Origin of the sequence: Microbacterium sp. MMO-113, from assembly GCF_037148555.1 — a bacterium.
Classification (GTDB): domain Bacteria; phylum Actinomycetota; class Actinomycetes; order Actinomycetales; family Microbacteriaceae; genus Microbacterium.
Genome location: NZ_JBBCTD010000002.1, coordinates 480,461 through 497,029 on the forward strand (window position 1 = coordinate 480,461; position 16,569 = coordinate 497,029).

The 16,569-nt window shown below is 70.6% G+C and carries 10 protein-coding genes; 9 read left to right on the forward strand and 1 reads right to left on the reverse strand.

The genetic code is table 11. The annotated features are described in order from the left end of the window. Window positions 1-1,020, forward strand: coding sequence for a glycosyltransferase family 4 protein (locus WFJ36_RS09105; RefSeq protein ID WP_071328063.1), 1,020 nt, complete (start codon window positions 1-3; stop codon window positions 1,018-1,020). 9 nt (window positions 1,021-1,029) lie between these two features. On the opposite strand, the gene WFJ36_RS09110 is transcribed toward WFJ36_RS09105, so the two are convergent. Then, on the reverse strand, window positions 1,030-3,030 hold the full coding sequence (locus WFJ36_RS09110; protein WP_292787537.1) for a glycosyltransferase: 2,001 nt from the start codon (window positions 3,028-3,030) through the stop codon (window positions 1,030-1,032). A 187-nt stretch (window positions 3,031-3,217) separates the two neighbouring features. Between WFJ36_RS09110 and WFJ36_RS09115 the strand changes: the two genes are divergently transcribed. The 8 genes from WFJ36_RS09115 (at window position 3,218) to WFJ36_RS09150 (ending at window position 16,560) form a co-directional block, all read left to right on the forward strand. Further along, a complete protein-coding gene (locus WFJ36_RS09115) occupies window positions 3,218-4,171 on the forward strand; it encodes a glycosyltransferase family 2 protein (protein ID WP_292787535.1) in 954 nt (317 codons plus the stop codon). Next, a complete protein-coding gene (locus tag WFJ36_RS09120) occupies window positions 4,162-4,881 on the forward strand; it encodes a CDP-alcohol phosphatidyltransferase family protein (protein ID WP_071327708.1) in 720 nt (239 codons plus the stop codon). Before WFJ36_RS09115 ends, WFJ36_RS09120 begins: the two co-directional genes overlap by 10 nt. Further along, window positions 4,878-5,495, forward strand: a complete 618-nt coding sequence (locus tag WFJ36_RS09125; protein WP_071327707.1) for an arsenate reductase/protein-tyrosine-phosphatase family protein — start codon at window positions 4,878-4,880, stop codon at window positions 5,493-5,495. The genes WFJ36_RS09120 and WFJ36_RS09125 overlap by 4 nt, the downstream gene beginning before the upstream one ends. A 197-nt stretch (window positions 5,496-5,692) precedes the next feature. Then, on the forward strand, window positions 5,693-6,226 hold the full coding sequence (locus WFJ36_RS09130) for a DUF4352 domain-containing protein (RefSeq protein ID WP_071327706.1): 534 nt from the start codon (window positions 5,693-5,695) through the stop codon (window positions 6,224-6,226). Between the two features lie 75 nt (window positions 6,227-6,301). Then, window positions 6,302-11,023, forward strand: a complete 4,722-nt coding sequence (locus tag WFJ36_RS09135; RefSeq protein WP_336643162.1) for a PKD domain-containing protein — start codon at window positions 6,302-6,304, stop codon at window positions 11,021-11,023. Between the two features lie 11 nt (window positions 11,024-11,034). After that, a complete protein-coding gene (locus tag WFJ36_RS09140) occupies window positions 11,035-12,339 on the forward strand; it encodes a hypothetical protein (protein ID WP_292787529.1) in 1,305 nt (434 codons plus the stop codon). A gap of 55 nt (window positions 12,340-12,394) precedes the next feature. Beyond that, complete coding sequence (locus WFJ36_RS09145) at window positions 12,395-13,747, forward strand: polysaccharide biosynthesis tyrosine autokinase (protein ID WP_336643163.1); 1,353 nt, start codon at window positions 12,395-12,397, stop codon at window positions 13,745-13,747. A gap of 185 nt (window positions 13,748-13,932) precedes the next feature. Continuing rightward, the gene (locus WFJ36_RS09150; protein ID WP_292787525.1) at window positions 13,933-16,560 is read left to right on the forward strand and encodes a right-handed parallel beta-helix repeat-containing protein; all 2,628 of its coding nucleotides are present in this window, start codon (window positions 13,933-13,935) and stop codon (window positions 16,558-16,560) included. The last annotated feature ends 9 nt before the right edge of the window (window positions 16,561-16,569 follow it).

Genomic DNA, 16,569 nt, shown 5'->3' on the forward strand with positions numbered 1-16,569 from the left:
GTGGGATCCCAGGACAGCCCGGCGCTGTCCGTCACCTGGGCGCATCGTGCCGAGCAGTCGGCCTCCGTCTGGGCGCGCGCACACGCCAGGGGAGAGGTTCCGAGCGTGTGGCCGTACGGGCTGGACGCTCTCCGCGACCATGCCGTGGTGGAGGTGGACGAGCTGCCCGATCCCGGTCGGATCGCACGGCTCCGCGCACGTGCCGGCCTCGGCCCCCGACCCCGCGCGGGGCTCGCCATCGCCTGGGACGAGAACACCGCCTACCGCCTCCAGATCCTGCGGCCGCGGACGCGATACGCCGCGGGGGTCATCTGGCTCACCGACATGGCGGCGGCCGGTGCCGCGCCCGGTCGCTTGGTGACGATGCTGCGGGCGGCCACGGCGCTCTGGGTGCTGAGCGAGGCACAGGTCGTGCCCCTGCAGCGGCTCCTCGGGACCGGCGGGCCCCGCATCTTCGTCGTGCCGTTCGGGATCGACCACGAGTTCTTCGGCGCGCAGCCGCCCGCTGCCCGACCCCGGATCGTCAGCGCGGGCAACGACAGGGACCGGGATCCCGCGACGCTGTACGCCGCGCTCGCCCTGGTCCTCGCCGCACGCCCGGGCGTCGACGTCGTCGTGCAGTCGCCCTCCGCGTTGCCGCCTCCGGAGGGCGTCCGGCTCGTGCGCCGACTGCCGCACACCGAGCTCCGCGATCTCTATGCGACAGCGAGTGTCGTGGTGACCGCGACCCGCCCGAACCTGCACGCATCCGGGATGACGGTCGCCCTCGAGGCACTGTCCACCGCCCGCCCCGTCGTCGTCTCGGACACCCCGGGCATGCGTGACTACGTCAGCACCCGCACCGGTGACCTCGTCCCACCGCGGGACCCGGAGGCTCTGGCGGAGGCGCTGATCGGGATGCTCGACGATCCCGACCGCGCGGCCGCGCTCGGGCGGCAGGGGCGGATCGAGGTCGAGCGGCGGTTCACGACGAGGACGATGGTCGACGCGCTCGTCCGCGGTCTCATAGCTGACGGCTGAGGGGGCGGATCAGTCCCGTCCCCGGCGCTTGACGCGCACGGCGGCTCGGAAGGCGTCGCGGTGCGCGCGACCCGCATCCGCCCACTCGCGACGGGAGAGGTCGGGGGTCCCCGCGAGGGCGGACGCCGCCCGCCAGGACGAGACGAGCGTCTCGGCGTCGAGGTCGTCCCCGTCGTACATGTGCACCCACTCGGTGCCCACCTCGCGGGCGAGGGCCTCGTTCGCCTGGTTCCGCGGCACCAGCACCGGGCGGCCCATCGACAGGGCGGCCAGGACGCTGCCCGAGTTGTGCATGAAGCGGTACGCGAGCACGATCAGCTCGGACGACGTCGCGAGCTCCACGAGCTCTGCGTCACTGAGGAAGTCGAGGTGGAGGTCGACTCCGGGGAGCGCGGCGGTGCGTGCGCGGAGGTCGTCGGCGAGTTCCGGAGTGGACGGACGCCCGCCGATGCGCAGGCTCAGCGCCGGCTCGATCGCGACGGCCTCGCCGTAGGCGTCGATGAACCCGTCGAGGCCCTTGTACCTCCGGATCCCGCCGAACGACCCCAGCCGTCCGTGCACGCGCTCCGCGGACGGGTAGACCGCGTACCAGTCGCGGTAGTGCCCGTGCAGGATGAGACTGTGCGGGGTCCCGGCCGGCAGGGGTGTGGTCTCGTTGATGACGATCCGGTAGTCGGTGTGGCGATCGATGAACCGCAGCAGCCAGAGCCGCGGTGCGTTGTCGTCGGGGAGCTCCAGGTTGTGCACCGTGCGCACCACGGCGATCCGCCGCGACAACCGGTGCCGGAAGGCGAGCGCGGTCGTGAGCGCGAACTTCCCCGCGGACTTCCACCAGGTGGATCCGTGGAGCTTCGCCTCCGGCCAGTGCCAGTGGAAGGCGTCGTAACGGCCGAAGAGCGCGGTCTTCCAGGAAAACCGGAGGTGTTCCAGGCCTTCCGTCGTCCCCAGAGCCTCGTCGAGCATCTTGTTGTACGGATTCGTCGTGGGGCGCGGCGCGCCCAGGGACTGCATCACGCGGATGCTCGACGCGGATTCGGTCATCGTGTTGTCCTCCGAAGGGCGACGGTACTCGTCGTAGCGGCGGCCGAAGGCGGCCGCGATGGTGCCGCGACCGCGATGGATCAGGCGGGTGCCGCGGGCGTGATGGGTGATGTTCGAGGTGACGGCGCCGAGGGCCCGGCGCGCCGCACCGACGACGATCCGGGCGATGCCGCCGAGGACGGCGCGCACGCGGAGCACCCCGCGGCGCATCCTCCCGTGCGTGAGCTTCACCGCGATGCGGGTGCCGGCGTTCGCCGAGCTGAACGCCCGCTGGGCCGCCCACGCTCGGGTGAGTCGGGCGGCGACGACGAGGTCTTCCGTCTCGGACTCGTTGCACCAGACGATGCGGCCGCCGCGATCGACGAGTTCGCGGGTGAAGAGCGTGTCCTCGCCGCCGCCGAGCCCGAGAGACGGGTCGAATCGCACTCCGAAGCGACGCACCGCGCGGAGATCGAGAAGGAGGTTCCCCGCGGCGGCGACCGGGAGCACGGTGCCGGTCGGACGCGGTGGACGGCGGAACGTTCCCGAGGCGAGCAGCCACGGATCGACGTCGTCGTCGAACACGGAGATGACGCGGCCCATGACGGCGTCGGCGTCGAAGGCGCGCCACGTCGCGATCAGCTCCGCGAGCCAGCCGGGGCGCGGAACCTCGTCGTCATCGATGAAAGCCAGCAGATCGCGGTCGGCGCACTCGTCGAGCAGCCGGTTCCGGGCCGCGACGATGCCCGGCGTCGGCTCGACGACGTAGCGGACGGGCAGGGCGGCGCTCGCGGCCACCTCGCGCGCGGAGCCGGCGGCGTCGTTGTCGACGACCAGCACCTCCACGTCCACGTCCACGCCGAGATGCGTGCACTCCGCGATCCGGTCGGGGAGTGCACGCAGCAGCGCCGCCAGCAGCTCCGGCCGTCGGTAGGTGGGCACGCCGATCGTCACGGCGATCGCGTCGCCCGTCCCCGGTCCCCTCGTCATCCGCCTCATCCCCATGGCAGTCGTGCGCCTGTGTCCCCGCGCCGGCTCATCGTACCGTGAACGGCGGGTGCGCCGAGCCGCCTCTGGCGTATAGTCGGTGTCCTGGGAGTCGACGCCGGTCGCGACTCTGGGGAATTCGACCGGCGACCCGAGCGGACCGTGAGGGCGGATCCGGGGGGAGGATCGCGTGTCAATCGTGCACGGACGGCTGGCCGTCGTCGTCGTGAACTACGCCTCGGCGCGGCTGCTCGAGCGCAATCTGGTGCTCGTGGAGCGCGAGGCCCGAGCCGTCGACGAGGAGACGCTGATCGTCGTCGTCGACAACTGGGCGGGTACCGCGGAGCGCGAGGCCGCCGTCGCCGTCGCACAGGCGCATGGATGGACCCTCCTCACCCCCGAGACGAACAGCGGATTCGGCGGCGGCGTCAACATCGGGGTCGCCCGAGCGCTCGCCGACGGTGCGACCGACGTCCTCGTGATCAACCCGGACGCCCATATCGACCGTGCATCGCTCGCGCGCCTGGCCGCGGTCACCGCGGCCTCGCGCACGACCCTCGCCTCGCCGGTGATCACCGACTCCGACGGACGCACGTGGTTCGCCGGCATCGACCTCCTGCTCGAGGACGGCACGATGCGCGCGCGCCGCAAACGCCGGGCGGACGACGTGCGCCCGTATGAGGCGTGGCTGAGCGGCGCCTGCCTGTGGATCACCCGCGAGGTGTGGGCGCTCTCGGGAGGCTTCGACGACGAGTACTTCCTCTACTGGGAGGACGTCGACTTCTCCCGCCGCGTGGTCTCGGCCGGAGGCACGCTCCTCCTCGTCGAGGACGCGACGGCCGTGCACGACGAAGGCGGCACGCAACGCGCTGAGCCCCAGCTCGCGAGGGCGAAGTCGGAGGGCTACTACTTCTACAACATCCGCAACCGGATGCTGTACGCGGTCCGGCACCTCGACGACGAGACCGTGCATCGCTGGCGCCGGTCGATACCCCGTACCGCCCGCGAGGTGATCCTCCGCGGCGGCCGCCGACAGCTGCTGCACTCCGCCGCTCCGCTCCGCGCCTACGTCCGCGGGGTGCGCGAGGCCCGGCGGATCTCGCGACTCTCCGGCACGGACTCGAAGGGAACGACATGGTCGTAGACGCCTACCGACAGCTCGCACGGGCGCAGAAGGGGCACGCGCGTGGTGCACCGGCCTACTCGGTCTACGTGAACCGCCGGCTCGGACGCGTACTCGCCGCGGTGGCGTTCCGGCTCGGTCTCACGCCGAACCAGGTGTCGATCATCAGCGCCGTCCATTCGTTTGCGGCGATCGGTCTCATCGCCTTCGCCCCGGTCACCGTGCCGTTCGGGCTGCTCATCGCGCTCCTCCTCGTCCTCGGCTACGCGTGGGACTCCGCGGACGGTCAGGTCGCCCGGCTCCGCGGCGGGGGGAGCCCGCAGGGCGAGTGGCTGGACCACTTCATCGACACGCTCAAGATCGCGTCGCTGCATCTGGCGGTGCTGATCGGCCTGTACCGGGTCCTCCCGGAGACGCCGTCGCTGCTGCTGATCCCCATCGTGTTCAGCATCGTCGCCACGACCACGTTCTCGGGCATGCTTCTGAACGACCTCCTCAAGGGCAAGCACGCCGTCGCGTCCACGCACGAGCGCGGCGGAGGCACCCTCCGGCGCTCGCTCGTGCTGCTGCCGACCGACTTCGGGCTGGTCTGCCTCGTCTTCGTGCTCTGGGGCTGGACGCCGGTGTTCCTCGTCGCCTACACCGCGCTCTGTGCCGCTGCGGTCCTGTTCCTCGCGCTCGCCGCGGTGAAGTGGTTCCGCGAGATCGGAAGGCTCGGTGACGCGGCATGACCGGCGGCTCGATCCTCATCGTGTGCGCGGCCAACGTCTGCCGCTCCCCCTTGGCCGAGCTGGCGCTGCGGCGCGGGCTGGGGGAGGGGTCCGCGTTCTCGGTGCGCAGCGCCGGCGTGCGCGCCCACGACGGCGACCCGATCTGCGCCGATGTCGCCGCGCGGCACACCGACGAGGGCTGGCAGGCGCAGTCGCGGGCGCATCGAGCCCAGGAGGTCACGCCGGAGATGCTCGCCGAGGCGGACCTCGTGCTGACCGCCTCGCGCGATGTCCGGGGGGAGCTGGTGCGAGCGGCGCCCGAGCACCGCGACCGGATGTTCACGCTGCGCGAGGCGGCGCACCTCGGGGTCGGCTTCCCATCCGGGGGGTCCGACGTGGTCGCCGACTACCTCGCGTACCTCGATCGGGCGCGGACACGCGCCGTGCCGCTCGGCGGCCCGCCGCGTCGCGGCGGTGCGCTCCGTCGTCTCCTCGACCGGCGCTCCGCCCAGGACCCGGCGTCCATCGCCGATCGGCATGGGAGTCGGGGCCACTCCGACACCATCACCGAGGTCGAGCAGGCCGTCGATGCGATCGCCGGGCAGCTCGGCGGGCACCGCCGACATTCCTCCTGAGCGGAGGGTTGTGGTTTTCCACGGACCGCACTAGCATTAGCCGACGCCGTGTTCTGCACGGCTGGGGGGAAACCGGAGCCGAGGGGGCTCTGGCTGGGGAATCTGGGTTCTGGGGAGCTGCAGTGTTCACTGTTTCAGCATGCCGTTCTGGGGACGGCTCATCTCGCGCACGACGTGCGCTGTTCATCGCGCCCGTCGTGGCGCTCGCGCTCGCCTTCGCCGGGTGCACGGCGGCACCGGACACCGCGGCGTCGCCGGAGCCCGAGGGCACGAGCACGACCGACTGGACGCCGCCGGCCGATCCCGAGGCGCAAGGGCCCACCGAGGCCCCTGCGCTGACCGAGGAGAGCGGCGCGCTGGACGCGGAGATCGCCCTGTCCACCGACATGGTCGTGACCGTCGACGACATCTCGACCACCGAGATCACGCCCGAGACGCCGGGCGAGTATGCCGGCTCCGCCGTGGTGGTGACCGTGAAGGTCGCGAACGAGTCGAAGCGGGCGCAGAGCATCGACTCCGCCGTCGTCAGCCTCGTCACCGACGACGGCGACGTGGGGGTGGCCACCACCGCGGGTCCGAACGAGCCGCTCCACGGGGAACTGGCCGCCGGCGACGACGCCACGGGAACCTACGTCTTCATGCTCGACCCCACGAAGGGCCGCGCCGTGAAGATCAGTGTGAACTATGCCGCCGGTGAGCCGGTGGCGACCTTCGCGGGCGAGCTCTCCTGAGCTGTGGACGCGACGACTTCCGCCGCGTCTCGTGCGTGACACTTTCAAAGAAGAAATCTGGGGCTGGGGAGCAACATGGGTAAGACATCCACTTCGAGGCGGGCGCTGAGCGCACTCGCGTCGGTCGTGACGGCGGCGCTGCTGATCACGGGCATGACCACGCTGGGGGCGACCGGGGCGGCAGCGGCCGATGCACCGTCGACGCCACCGCCGCTTCTGCAGCGGAACGACGACGTGGTGACGTCGGACCCGATCCCGACCGTGCAGATCGACAACGGGTATGTGTGGGCGCAGACGACGATCGGCTCGACCGTCTACGCGGTGGGCAAGTTCGACAACGCCCGGGCACCGCTCGCCGCACCGGGGACGAGCCTGACCGCCCGTTCCAACGTCCTCGCGTATGACATCAACACGGGTCAGCTGCTCTCCTTCGCACCGCAGGTGAACGGCGTGATCAAGGCCGTGGCCGCTTCGCCGGACGGCAGCCGCATCTACATCGGCGGCTCCTTCAACGCCGTCAACGGACAGACGCGCTGGAACTTCGCCGCGCTGGACGCCGTGACCGGACAGCTCGTGCCCGGCTTCTCGCCCTCGATCGGCGGCAGCGGCGTGTACGCCCTCGCCACCTCGGGCTCGAGCGTCTACGTCGGCGGTCTCTTCACACAGGGCAACGCGACCCCGCGCAAGAACCTCGCGGCCTTCTCCTCGACGAACGGCGCGCTGCTCAGCTGGGCGCCGCAGACGGACCTTCAGGTCGACGCCATGGTGATGGACCCGGCGGGTCAGAACGTCATCGCCGCCGGTCGTTTCTCTCAAGTCAACGGCGACCTGACGATGCGCGGCACCGTCGCGCTCGACAAGACGACCGGTGCGGTGGACAGCGGATGGGCGCTGCCGCAGACGGTGAAGAACGGCTCGAACACCGGGGCGACCTCGGGCAAGGCGGGGATCTTCGGACTCGCGGCCGACGCCGGCGCCGTCTACGGCACCGGGTGGGTGTATGCGGACGCGGCCACGGGCAACCTCGAGGGCACCTTCGCGGCAGAGGCCGGAAGCGGCAAGGTCCGCTGGATCGCGGACTGCCTCGGCGACCACTACGGCGTCTACTCGACCGGCAAGACGGTCTACACGACCAGCCACACCCATGCCTGCAGCACGATGGGCATGCACCCGGAGCAGAACCCGCGTACGCACCGCTACTCGGAGGCGTACACCGCGGACGCCCGCGGTCTGCTCGGCAACCAGCCGGCGGCCGGCGGCACGTACAAGAACTGGGCCGGTACTCCGGCGCCCTCGGCCTACGCCTGGACACCGGACTGGGCTGTCGGCGTGACCACGGGAATGGGGCAGGCCGGTCTCTCCATCACCGGTGCCGGGAACATGATCTCGATCGGCGGTGAGTTCCGCTCCGTGAACAACGGTCGATTCGAGGGGCTCGTGCGCTTCTCCACCAACCCGCCCGGCGGCGCGAAGGACGGCCCTCGGCTGTCGGGTGCCAACTGGACCGGCACGGCGCAGTCGTTCATCCCCGGGCGTGCGCGGATCTCGATCCCAGCGAACTGGGATCGTGACGACCTCACCCTGACCTACGAGCTGCGCCGGACGGGGACCACCGCACCGGTGGCCACCGCCACCGCCCGCGGCACCTGGTGGGACCGCCCCTCGGTGAACCTCGAGGACAAGACCGCAGCTCCCGGGTCGACGCAGGAGTACACCGTCGTCGCGAAGGACAGTGCGGGCAACTCCGTCTCCAGCCAGGCGATGAGCGTGACCATCGCGGCCGGTGCGGTGTCGAACTACGTCAACGCCGTCACGGCGGACGGCCCGCAGCTCTACTACCCGCTCGGCACCGTCGCGCAGGACTGGGCCGGATCCAACACCCCCGTGTTCGGCACGGGAGTGACCGCATCGACGTCCGGTGTGGAGAACACCGCGACCGGCGCCTCGACCTTCACCGGGACGAACACGGGCCGTGTGGCCTCCGGAAGCAAGATCGCCGCGCCTTCCGAGTTCTCGACCGAACTGTGGTTCAAGACCAACACCACCAGCGGTGGCAAGTTGCTGGGCTACGGCGCCGCGGCGTCGGGTGAGTCGACCAGCTACGACCGTCACATCTACATGACCAACAACGGCCGCCTCGTCTTCGGTACCTACAACGGCAGCACGCAGACGGTGCAGAACGGCGCGGCGCTCAACGACAACCAGTGGCACCATGCCGTCGCGACGCAGAGTGCGGACGGGATGAAGCTCTACGTCGACGGCCAGCTCGTTTCGTCGCTCGCCGGGGCCACGACCGCGGAGAACTACACGGGATATTGGCGTATCGGCGGGGACAACCTCGCCGGATGGCCGTCCGAGCCCAGTTCCAAGTACTTCAAAGGATCCCTGGACGAGGTCGCGGTCTACCCGTTCGCGCTCACCCCGACGCAGGTGAAGACGCACTACGGCATCGGCAAGGGCTTCCAGGCACCCACCGCGGCCTTCTCCGCCACCCCGACCGACCTCGCCGTCGCGTTCGACGCGGAGGCCTCGGCGCCCGCGGGGTCGGCGACGATCGCCGGCTACAAGTGGGACTTCGGCGACGACTCGGCCACGGCGACCGGCAAGACGACGAGCCACACGTACGAGAAGTCCGGCACCTACACGGTGACGCTGACGGTGACGGACAGCAACGGGCTCGCCAGCACGGCGGAGAAGCAGGTCGTGGTGCAGGCGCCGAACGTCCTCCCGACGGCTGCCTTCGAGACGACCGCGAACGGCCTGACGGTCTCGGCCGACGCGTCCGCCTCGGCGGACTCGGACGGCTCTCTCGCCTCCTATGCCTGGAACTGGGGGGACGGCACGACGTCGACCGGGCAGGTGGCCACCCACGTGTACGCCACGGCCGGCACCCGCACGGTGACTCTGACCGTCACCGATGATCGCGGCGGCAGCGCCTCCACCACTCGACAGGTGACGACCACGCATGCCGACCCGGTGGCTGCCTTCACGGCGACAGCCTCGGGGCTGAACGTCGACGTCTCCGCCGCGGGTTCGAGCGCGTCCGACGGCGCGACTCTGACCTACTCGTGGAACTGGGGCGACGGATCCCCCGCGGGCTCCGGAGCCTCCGCCGGCCACACCTACGCGAGCGCCGGGGCGCGCGAGATCACCCTGACGGTGACCGACAGCCTCGGGTCGACGGCGACGGCCACCAAGACGGTGACGCTGACCGCTCAGGTGTTCGCGGCATCCGATGCCTTCGGCCGTGTCGTCTCGAGCGGCTGGGGTGCTGCCGACAAGGGTGGCACCTGGGCGCCGGTGAGCGGCTCCGCCGCGGTGCTCTCCGTCGGCGACGGCGTGGGCAAGGTGAACCTGACGCCGGGTGAGACGAGGGAGATGCTGCTGCAGGGCACGTCGGTCCTCGACTCCTCCGCGCGCATCAGCTACACCCTCGCCTCCGGTCCCTCCACCGGGGTGGCGTACGAAGGACTGGGCGCTCGCCGTTCCGGGTCCTCCGGCTACCGGGCCCTCGCCTGGCACCGGGCCGACGGCACGACCTGGCTCGTGATCCACCGCAACGGCACCGCGATCGCCAGCACCGCCGTCTCCGGGCTCACCTGGAGCGCGGGCAGCTCGTTCACGCTTCTCATGGAGACGACCGGGTCGTCCACGACGACCATCCGCGCCAAGCTGTGGGCGTCGGGGTCGGCAGAGCCCGCGAACTGGCAGCTCACCACGACGGATGCGACTCCGGCCCTCCAGGTCGCCGGCGCCCCGACCGTGTTCTCTTACCGCGCGGGCAGCGCCACGGGCACCAACCTCGCCAGCTTCGACGACTTCACGCTGAAGAACCTCGGCACGCCGGCCCCGGAGCCCGAGCCGCAGCCCGAACCGGAGCCCGCGAACGTCGCTCCGGTGGCTGCCTTCACCGCGACCGCGACGAACCTCACGGTCGCCGTGGACGGCAGCGCCTCGACCGACTCCGACGGCACCATCGCCTCGTACGCATGGAACTTCGGCGACGGGACGACCGGGACGGGTGCGACGAGCAGCCGCACCTACACCGCGGCGGGGACCTACACCGTCACCCTCACGGTGAAGGACGACAAGGGGGCCACGCACACCACCAGCAAGCCGGTGACCGTGACGGCGCCTCCCGTCGAGCCCGAGCCCGAGCCGCAGCCCGAGCCGCAGCCGGCTCCGGTGGCCGACGACGGCTTCGACCGTACTGCGGGACCCGGCTGGGGCACCGCCACGGTCGGCGGGGCGTGGACGATCGCGGGCGGTTCGCAGGCGGCGGCGACGGTGGCCGACGGTCAGGCGAAGCTTAACCTCATCGCCGGGGACACCCGCCACGCGACGCTCAACACGACGTCGGCCGCCGACACGGTGCTCGAGACACAGTTCCGGGTCGACCAGGCCCCTGCGGCGGGCGGCGCCTACATCGGCGTGATCGCGCGGCAGTCGGCGGCCGGAAAGTACTTCGTCCGCGCCTGGCTGCGTCCCGACGGCACGGTCTGGCTCGTCGTGCACCGCGAAGGGACCGTCCTGCGCACGCAGGCTGTACCCGGGCTGGTCTGGGCGGCGAACACCTCGTACAACCTCGAGGTGTCCGTGACCGGGACGACGTCGGCGACGCTGTCCGCCAAGTTCTGGCCGACGGACACCACGAAGCCGGCAGCCTGGCAGATCACCACGACCGACGCGGCGCCCCTGGGTGCCGGCGCGGTGGGTCTGAGCGGCAACCGCTCCGGCAGCGCGACCGCGCCGCTGGGCGTGTCGTTCGATTCGTTCCGCGTCACCGCACCGCAGTAAGATCCTGACGCATGGCCACTGCTGTCCCGATCGCGCTCCTCGCCTTCGGCGGAATCGCGGCAGTGGCCATCGTCGTGTTCGCCCTCCGGCTGCTTCCGCGCGTCGCCTTCGCGGTGTGGGCCGTCGTGCTGTTCTTCGTACCGCTCTGGGTGGGTGTCAACCTCGGGTTCTACTGGGCGGGGATCACCCTGCTCACCGTCCTGCTGATCATCGTGAACTGGTCGGTCGTGCCGCTGCGCGCCGCCGACGCCTGGGTCGCGGCGTTCGTCCTCGTCGTGGTCGGCCTGTACGGGTTCGGCACTGTCGACCTCGCCTCCCTCGTCGCATCGCTCCTGGAGTGGGTGATCCCGTACATCTGGGGGCGCGTGGTGCTTGCGCGCGTGACGACCGACTGGATCACGTCGACGATCGCGGTCGTGGCCATCGTGGCAGCGGCGCTTGCGGTGGTGGAGTTCCTCACGTCCTTCAACCCCTTCGTCCTCATCCCCGGGTCGGGTGTGGTGTACGAGACGTGGAGTCCGCTCCAGGAGCGCGGTGGGGTGCTGCGTGCGGAAGGGGCGTGGGGGCATTCGATCGCGCTCGGCGCGGCATTGGCGATGTCCTCCGCGTTCGTCGTGGCGACCAGGTGGCGGCTGTTCCCGAAGATCACCGGCATCGTGCTCATCGCCACCGCCACGGTCTTCACCTTCAGTCGTGCCGGCCTGCTCACCCTGGTGCTCACCCTGGTCCTGTCCACCTTCCTCATCGTCGGCGTCTCGACACGCTTCCGGGTGACGGTGGCGGTGGCCGGAGTGATCGGCGCCGCGATCGTCATCCCCGTCATCGATTCCGTGTTCGGTGCGGCGGGGGAGGAAGCCGGGGGCAGCGCCGACTACCGCACCGACCTCCTGGTCCTCCTGGAGCAGGTGCAGCTGTTCGGCAACCCCGGCGACTGGCATTCCCTCGTCTCCGGCGACTACTACCTGGGGTACTTCGCGCGCTCGGTGGACAACGCCCTCGTGCTCACGCTGCTCCGGTACGGCTACGTGCCGACGCTGCTCATCATGGCGGCCGTCGTCTGCGCGGCGCTCCTGGCCGTGCGGCGGTCGACGCGGAGTCCTGCCGCCCTCGCTGTCGTCGGACAGCTTCCGAGCCTGGTCGTCGTCGCCCTCATCACGCAGTACAGCATGTTCCTGTGGTTCTGTGTGGGGCTCGCGGTGACCTGGGCGCGAGACGCAGGGACACGATCCACCGCGGCCGATACGGCATTCCTGCGCGATCTGGACACGTCGGCACCGCCGCCGACCCCAGCCGCTCCACAGGTGCGGCAAACGTGAGGGAGACGTGCAGATGGCTCCTCTAGAATCGAGACCTCAGGGGGAATGGGGAGTCATGGCCGAGAGCCGGGTCAGCCTGCGTGTCATCGCGGGCTCACTGCGTAAGTTCTGGTGGTTGATCGTGCTGTGCGGCGTCGTGGGCGCCGCAGGGTCATACGGATACGCGTCGCTGCAGACGCCGTTGTTCCAGGCGACCACCTCGCTCTACTTCGCGCTCAACCAGGGCACGAGCGCCTCGGATCTCAACCAGGGGTCCGTGTACACCCAGAGCCAGATGCTCTCCTTCGCCCAGCTGGCGACGAGCTCGCGGGTGCTCGACCCGGTGATCGAGGAGCTCGGTCTCGACACGACACCCCGCGCGCTCGCCAGAGACATCGAGGTCACCATCCCGCAGAGCACGGTCACCCTGCGCGTCACCGGCATCACCGACGACCCGAAATCCGCCGCCGATCTCGCGAACGCGGTCGCCGAACAGCTCATCACGGTCGTCAAAGACGTCGCCCCGAAGGACCCGCAGGGCGAGTCCACGATCACGGCCGAGGTCATCGACGACGCCGTGGTCCCGGAGTTCCAGTTCACCCCGAGCAAGCCGAGGGATGCAGCGCTCGGCGGGTTCCTCGGTGGCGTGCTGGGCCTCGCGGCCGCTGTGCTCATCGGAGTGCTGGACACGCGGGTCCGCAACGAGGAGGCGCTGACGCAGGCCGGGGGAGATCCCGTGCTCGGCGTCGTCTCCAAGTCGCCGTTGCTGGAGGCGCGGGGAATCGCCGTCTCCCAGGAGCCGCTCGGCCACACGTCCGAGGAGTTCCGGCGCATCCGGTCGGCGCTCGCGTATGCGAACGTCTCGTCCCGGGTGAAGGTGCTGCTGGTGACCTCCGGCATGCCTGCCGAGGGCAAGTCGACCGTGTCGGTGAACCTCGCGATGACCCTTGCGGCGCTCCGCAACTCCGTCCTCCTGATCGACGCGGACATGCGGCGTCCGCGCGCCCACGAGCACGCCGGTATCGACGGTTCGGTCGGACTCACCAGCGTGCTGCTCGACGAGGTCGAGTTCGAGGTGGCGAAGCATCGTGTCGCGGACACCACGCTCGACATCCTTCCGGCCGGTACCATCCCGCCGAACCCTGCCGAGCTGCTCACGTCGGCTCGCATGGCGCAGCTTCTCGACTTCGCGGCCGCGGACTACGACTACGTCGTGATCGACTCGCCCCCGACGCTCAGCGTCGCGGACGCCAATCTCCTGGCCACCCAGACGGACGGCGTGATCCTCGTCGTCGACGCCACGAAGACGAGGCGCGCAGCGTTGGAGAAGAGCATCAAGTCGCTGGAATCGGGCGGCGCACGCATCCTCGGCACCGTCCTCAACCGCGCACGTCCTGATCGTCACCGCAGCGAGTACTACAGCGAGTGACCGACCCGCGGTCCGCTGTGCGCGGGCACGCAGCATATCGGTGGAGGGGCTCGAAACGTTTGCCATCGCCTGGAGAGGCGGTTATTCTTCATGGGTTGCGAGGGGGGCTCGCTCTTTGTCGCCGGGGTTGAAACTGCGGCGAAGCGTGGGTTGATCGTGCAGTCTGCCCCAGAAACGGTGACATCGTGTCCTTTCCGTTCCCTGTTCGTCTCTCGTCTGACGCCGCGCCGCGGCGTCGCCATCGCCTGCTCGCTGGCGTCCTCGGCGTCGCCGTCGCGCTCTCCGGAGCGCTGGTCGCCGCACCGGCGTCCGCGGCGGTCGCCGCCTCACCGTCCGTCCGGCCGGCAGCCACGTCTGCGGCGCCTCTGCTCTCGGACGACATGAACCGCACCGTAGCCTCCGGCTGGGGCGCGGCCCCCGTCGGCGCGTGGCGCGTGGTCGAGGGCACGTCGAGCGTCACGAACGGGCGGGGGATGCTCGCCAGCCGGAAGCCCGGGATCACGGCGCGGGCGACCGTGGCTGGGGTGACTGCGGCGGACGTGTCCAGCCGCTACACGGTGACCGTCCCGGCCCTCCCCGTCGGTGGCCCTCTGTACCTCGCCCAAGCCGTCCGCATCGTGGGCAAGGACTCGTACGGCGTGCGGCTCCGGGTGCACCCCGACGGCTCCGCCTACGTCTCCGTCGTCCGGATGACCGATCTCACGACGGTGCAGAATCTGAGTGAGCGGCGACTCCCGTTCGCCGTGACGAAGGGCATGTCGCTGCGCGTCGCCCTCGATGTGACCGGGACCAGCCCGGTGACGCTCGCGGCCAAGGCGTGGGTGGCAGGGGGCGCCGAGCCCTCCGCGTGGCAGGTGACGCACGCCGATTCCTCGGCGGCCCGGATCACCACCGCGGGGGGTTACGGCTTCGCGCTGTACACCTCGTCCGGGGCGAGGGCAGCCGCTCCGCTGGCGCTCGACGACCTCCTGGTCACCGCGCCGACTCCGACTCCTGCGCCGACGCCGACTCCGACTCCTGCGCCGACTCCGACTCCTGCGCCGACGCCGACCCCTGCGCCCGCACCGAACCCGGCTCCGCCGGCGAACCCGACGAACCCGGTCACGCCCGCCCCGCCGGCGACTCCGGCCGGCGTCCGCGGAAAGCCAGGTGCTGCTGCCCCCGGCGCGCTGTCGTACCCGGCTCCCGCGACCGCGATCTACGCGGCGCCGGGCGGATCCGACGCCGCCGCCGGTACGCAGAAGGCGCCGGTGCGCACGATCGCCGCAGCGCTGCGGCTCGTGCCGAACGGAGGCACCATCGTGCTCCGGGGCGGGACCTACCACGAAGAGGTCATCGTGCCGCCGCAGAAGCGGGTCACGATCCAGCCGGCTCCGAACGAGGCGGTCTGGATGGATGGGGCGAAGGCCGTCACCGGCTGGAAGGCCACAGGGAACACCTGGACGGTGGACGGGTGGGGGACGGCGCTCGACTCGAGCCCCACGTACACGAAGGGCGCGCCGGACAATGCCCAGGCGGAGTGGCGCTTCGTCGATCCCGCGTACCCCATGGCCGCGCATCCGGACCAGGTGTGGGTCGCGGGCGTGCAGCTGCGGGAGGTCGGTTCCGCCGCACAGGTGGTCGCCGGGACGTTCTTCGTCGACGACAAGGCGAAGCGGCTCGTGATCGGCACGGATCCCACCGGCAAGTCCGTGGAGGCGAGCGTCCTCACGCAGGCCCTCTCGATCCGCTCCGCCGGATCCGAGGTGCGTGGCATCGGCGTGCGGCGATATGCCACCAGCGTGCCCCAGATGGGGACGGTCATCGCCGCGGCGAGCGACATCACACTGGCCGACGTGACCATCCGGGACAACTCGACGACCGGCTTCTACTCCTGGGCGCCCCGGACGACGCTGACGCGGGTCTCGTTGATCGGCAACGGGCTTCTCGGCGGTGGGGCCAGCCAGGCCGACGGCTTGAAGGTGAAGCAGATGCTCTCCGTCGGCAACAACGCCGAGCGCTTCAACCACTCCCCGGTATCCGGGGCGTTCAAGGTCACCCGGACGCGGGGTGTGACCGTCTCCGACAGCGCCTTCACCGGGAACGCCGGGCGTGGTCCCTGGTTCGACGAGTCGGTGATCGACATCGTCTTCACGGGCAACGACGTGATCGGCAACACCGGCCACGGCGTCATGGTCGAACTCTCCGAGCGGGCGGTCGTCGCGGACAACATCATCGCGCGCAACGGCGATTTCGGACTGTTCGTCCTGAACTCCGGAAACGTGAAGATCTGGAACAACACCTTCGTGGGCAATGCCAACCGGAACATCAGCATCGGTCAGGACGCTCGTCGAGCCTCCGACCCGAACGCGGCCGGCCATGATCCACGCACGCGGTACGCGCCGCTGGCGCCGTGGATCGTGCGCAACACCGTGATGTCGAACAACGTCATGGCGGAGAGCGCCGGCAACTGCCTGGTCTGCGTGCAGGACTACTCGACCACCTTCACGGGTGCGCAGATGATGTCGAGCGTGAACGGCAACCTCTACCACCGCACCGCCCCGGGCACACCCCGATGGTTCTCGGCGTGGTCGAAGGGATCCGTCTCGCGGGATCCGGCGGTGGCCGACACCCTCGCGGCCTTCACGGCGGCGACGGGCCAGGACCGCCGCTCGCAGTTCGTACAGGGAGCCTCCGTGGTGTCCGCGACATACGCACTGGTCCCCGCACAGGCGCAGCGGCAGGCCGCAGTGGCAGTGCCGGTTCCGGCGGATATCGCCTCGGTATCGCGACTCCCCGGCAACAGCGCGACGCTGGGAGCCCTGCCGCGGTGACGATCTAGG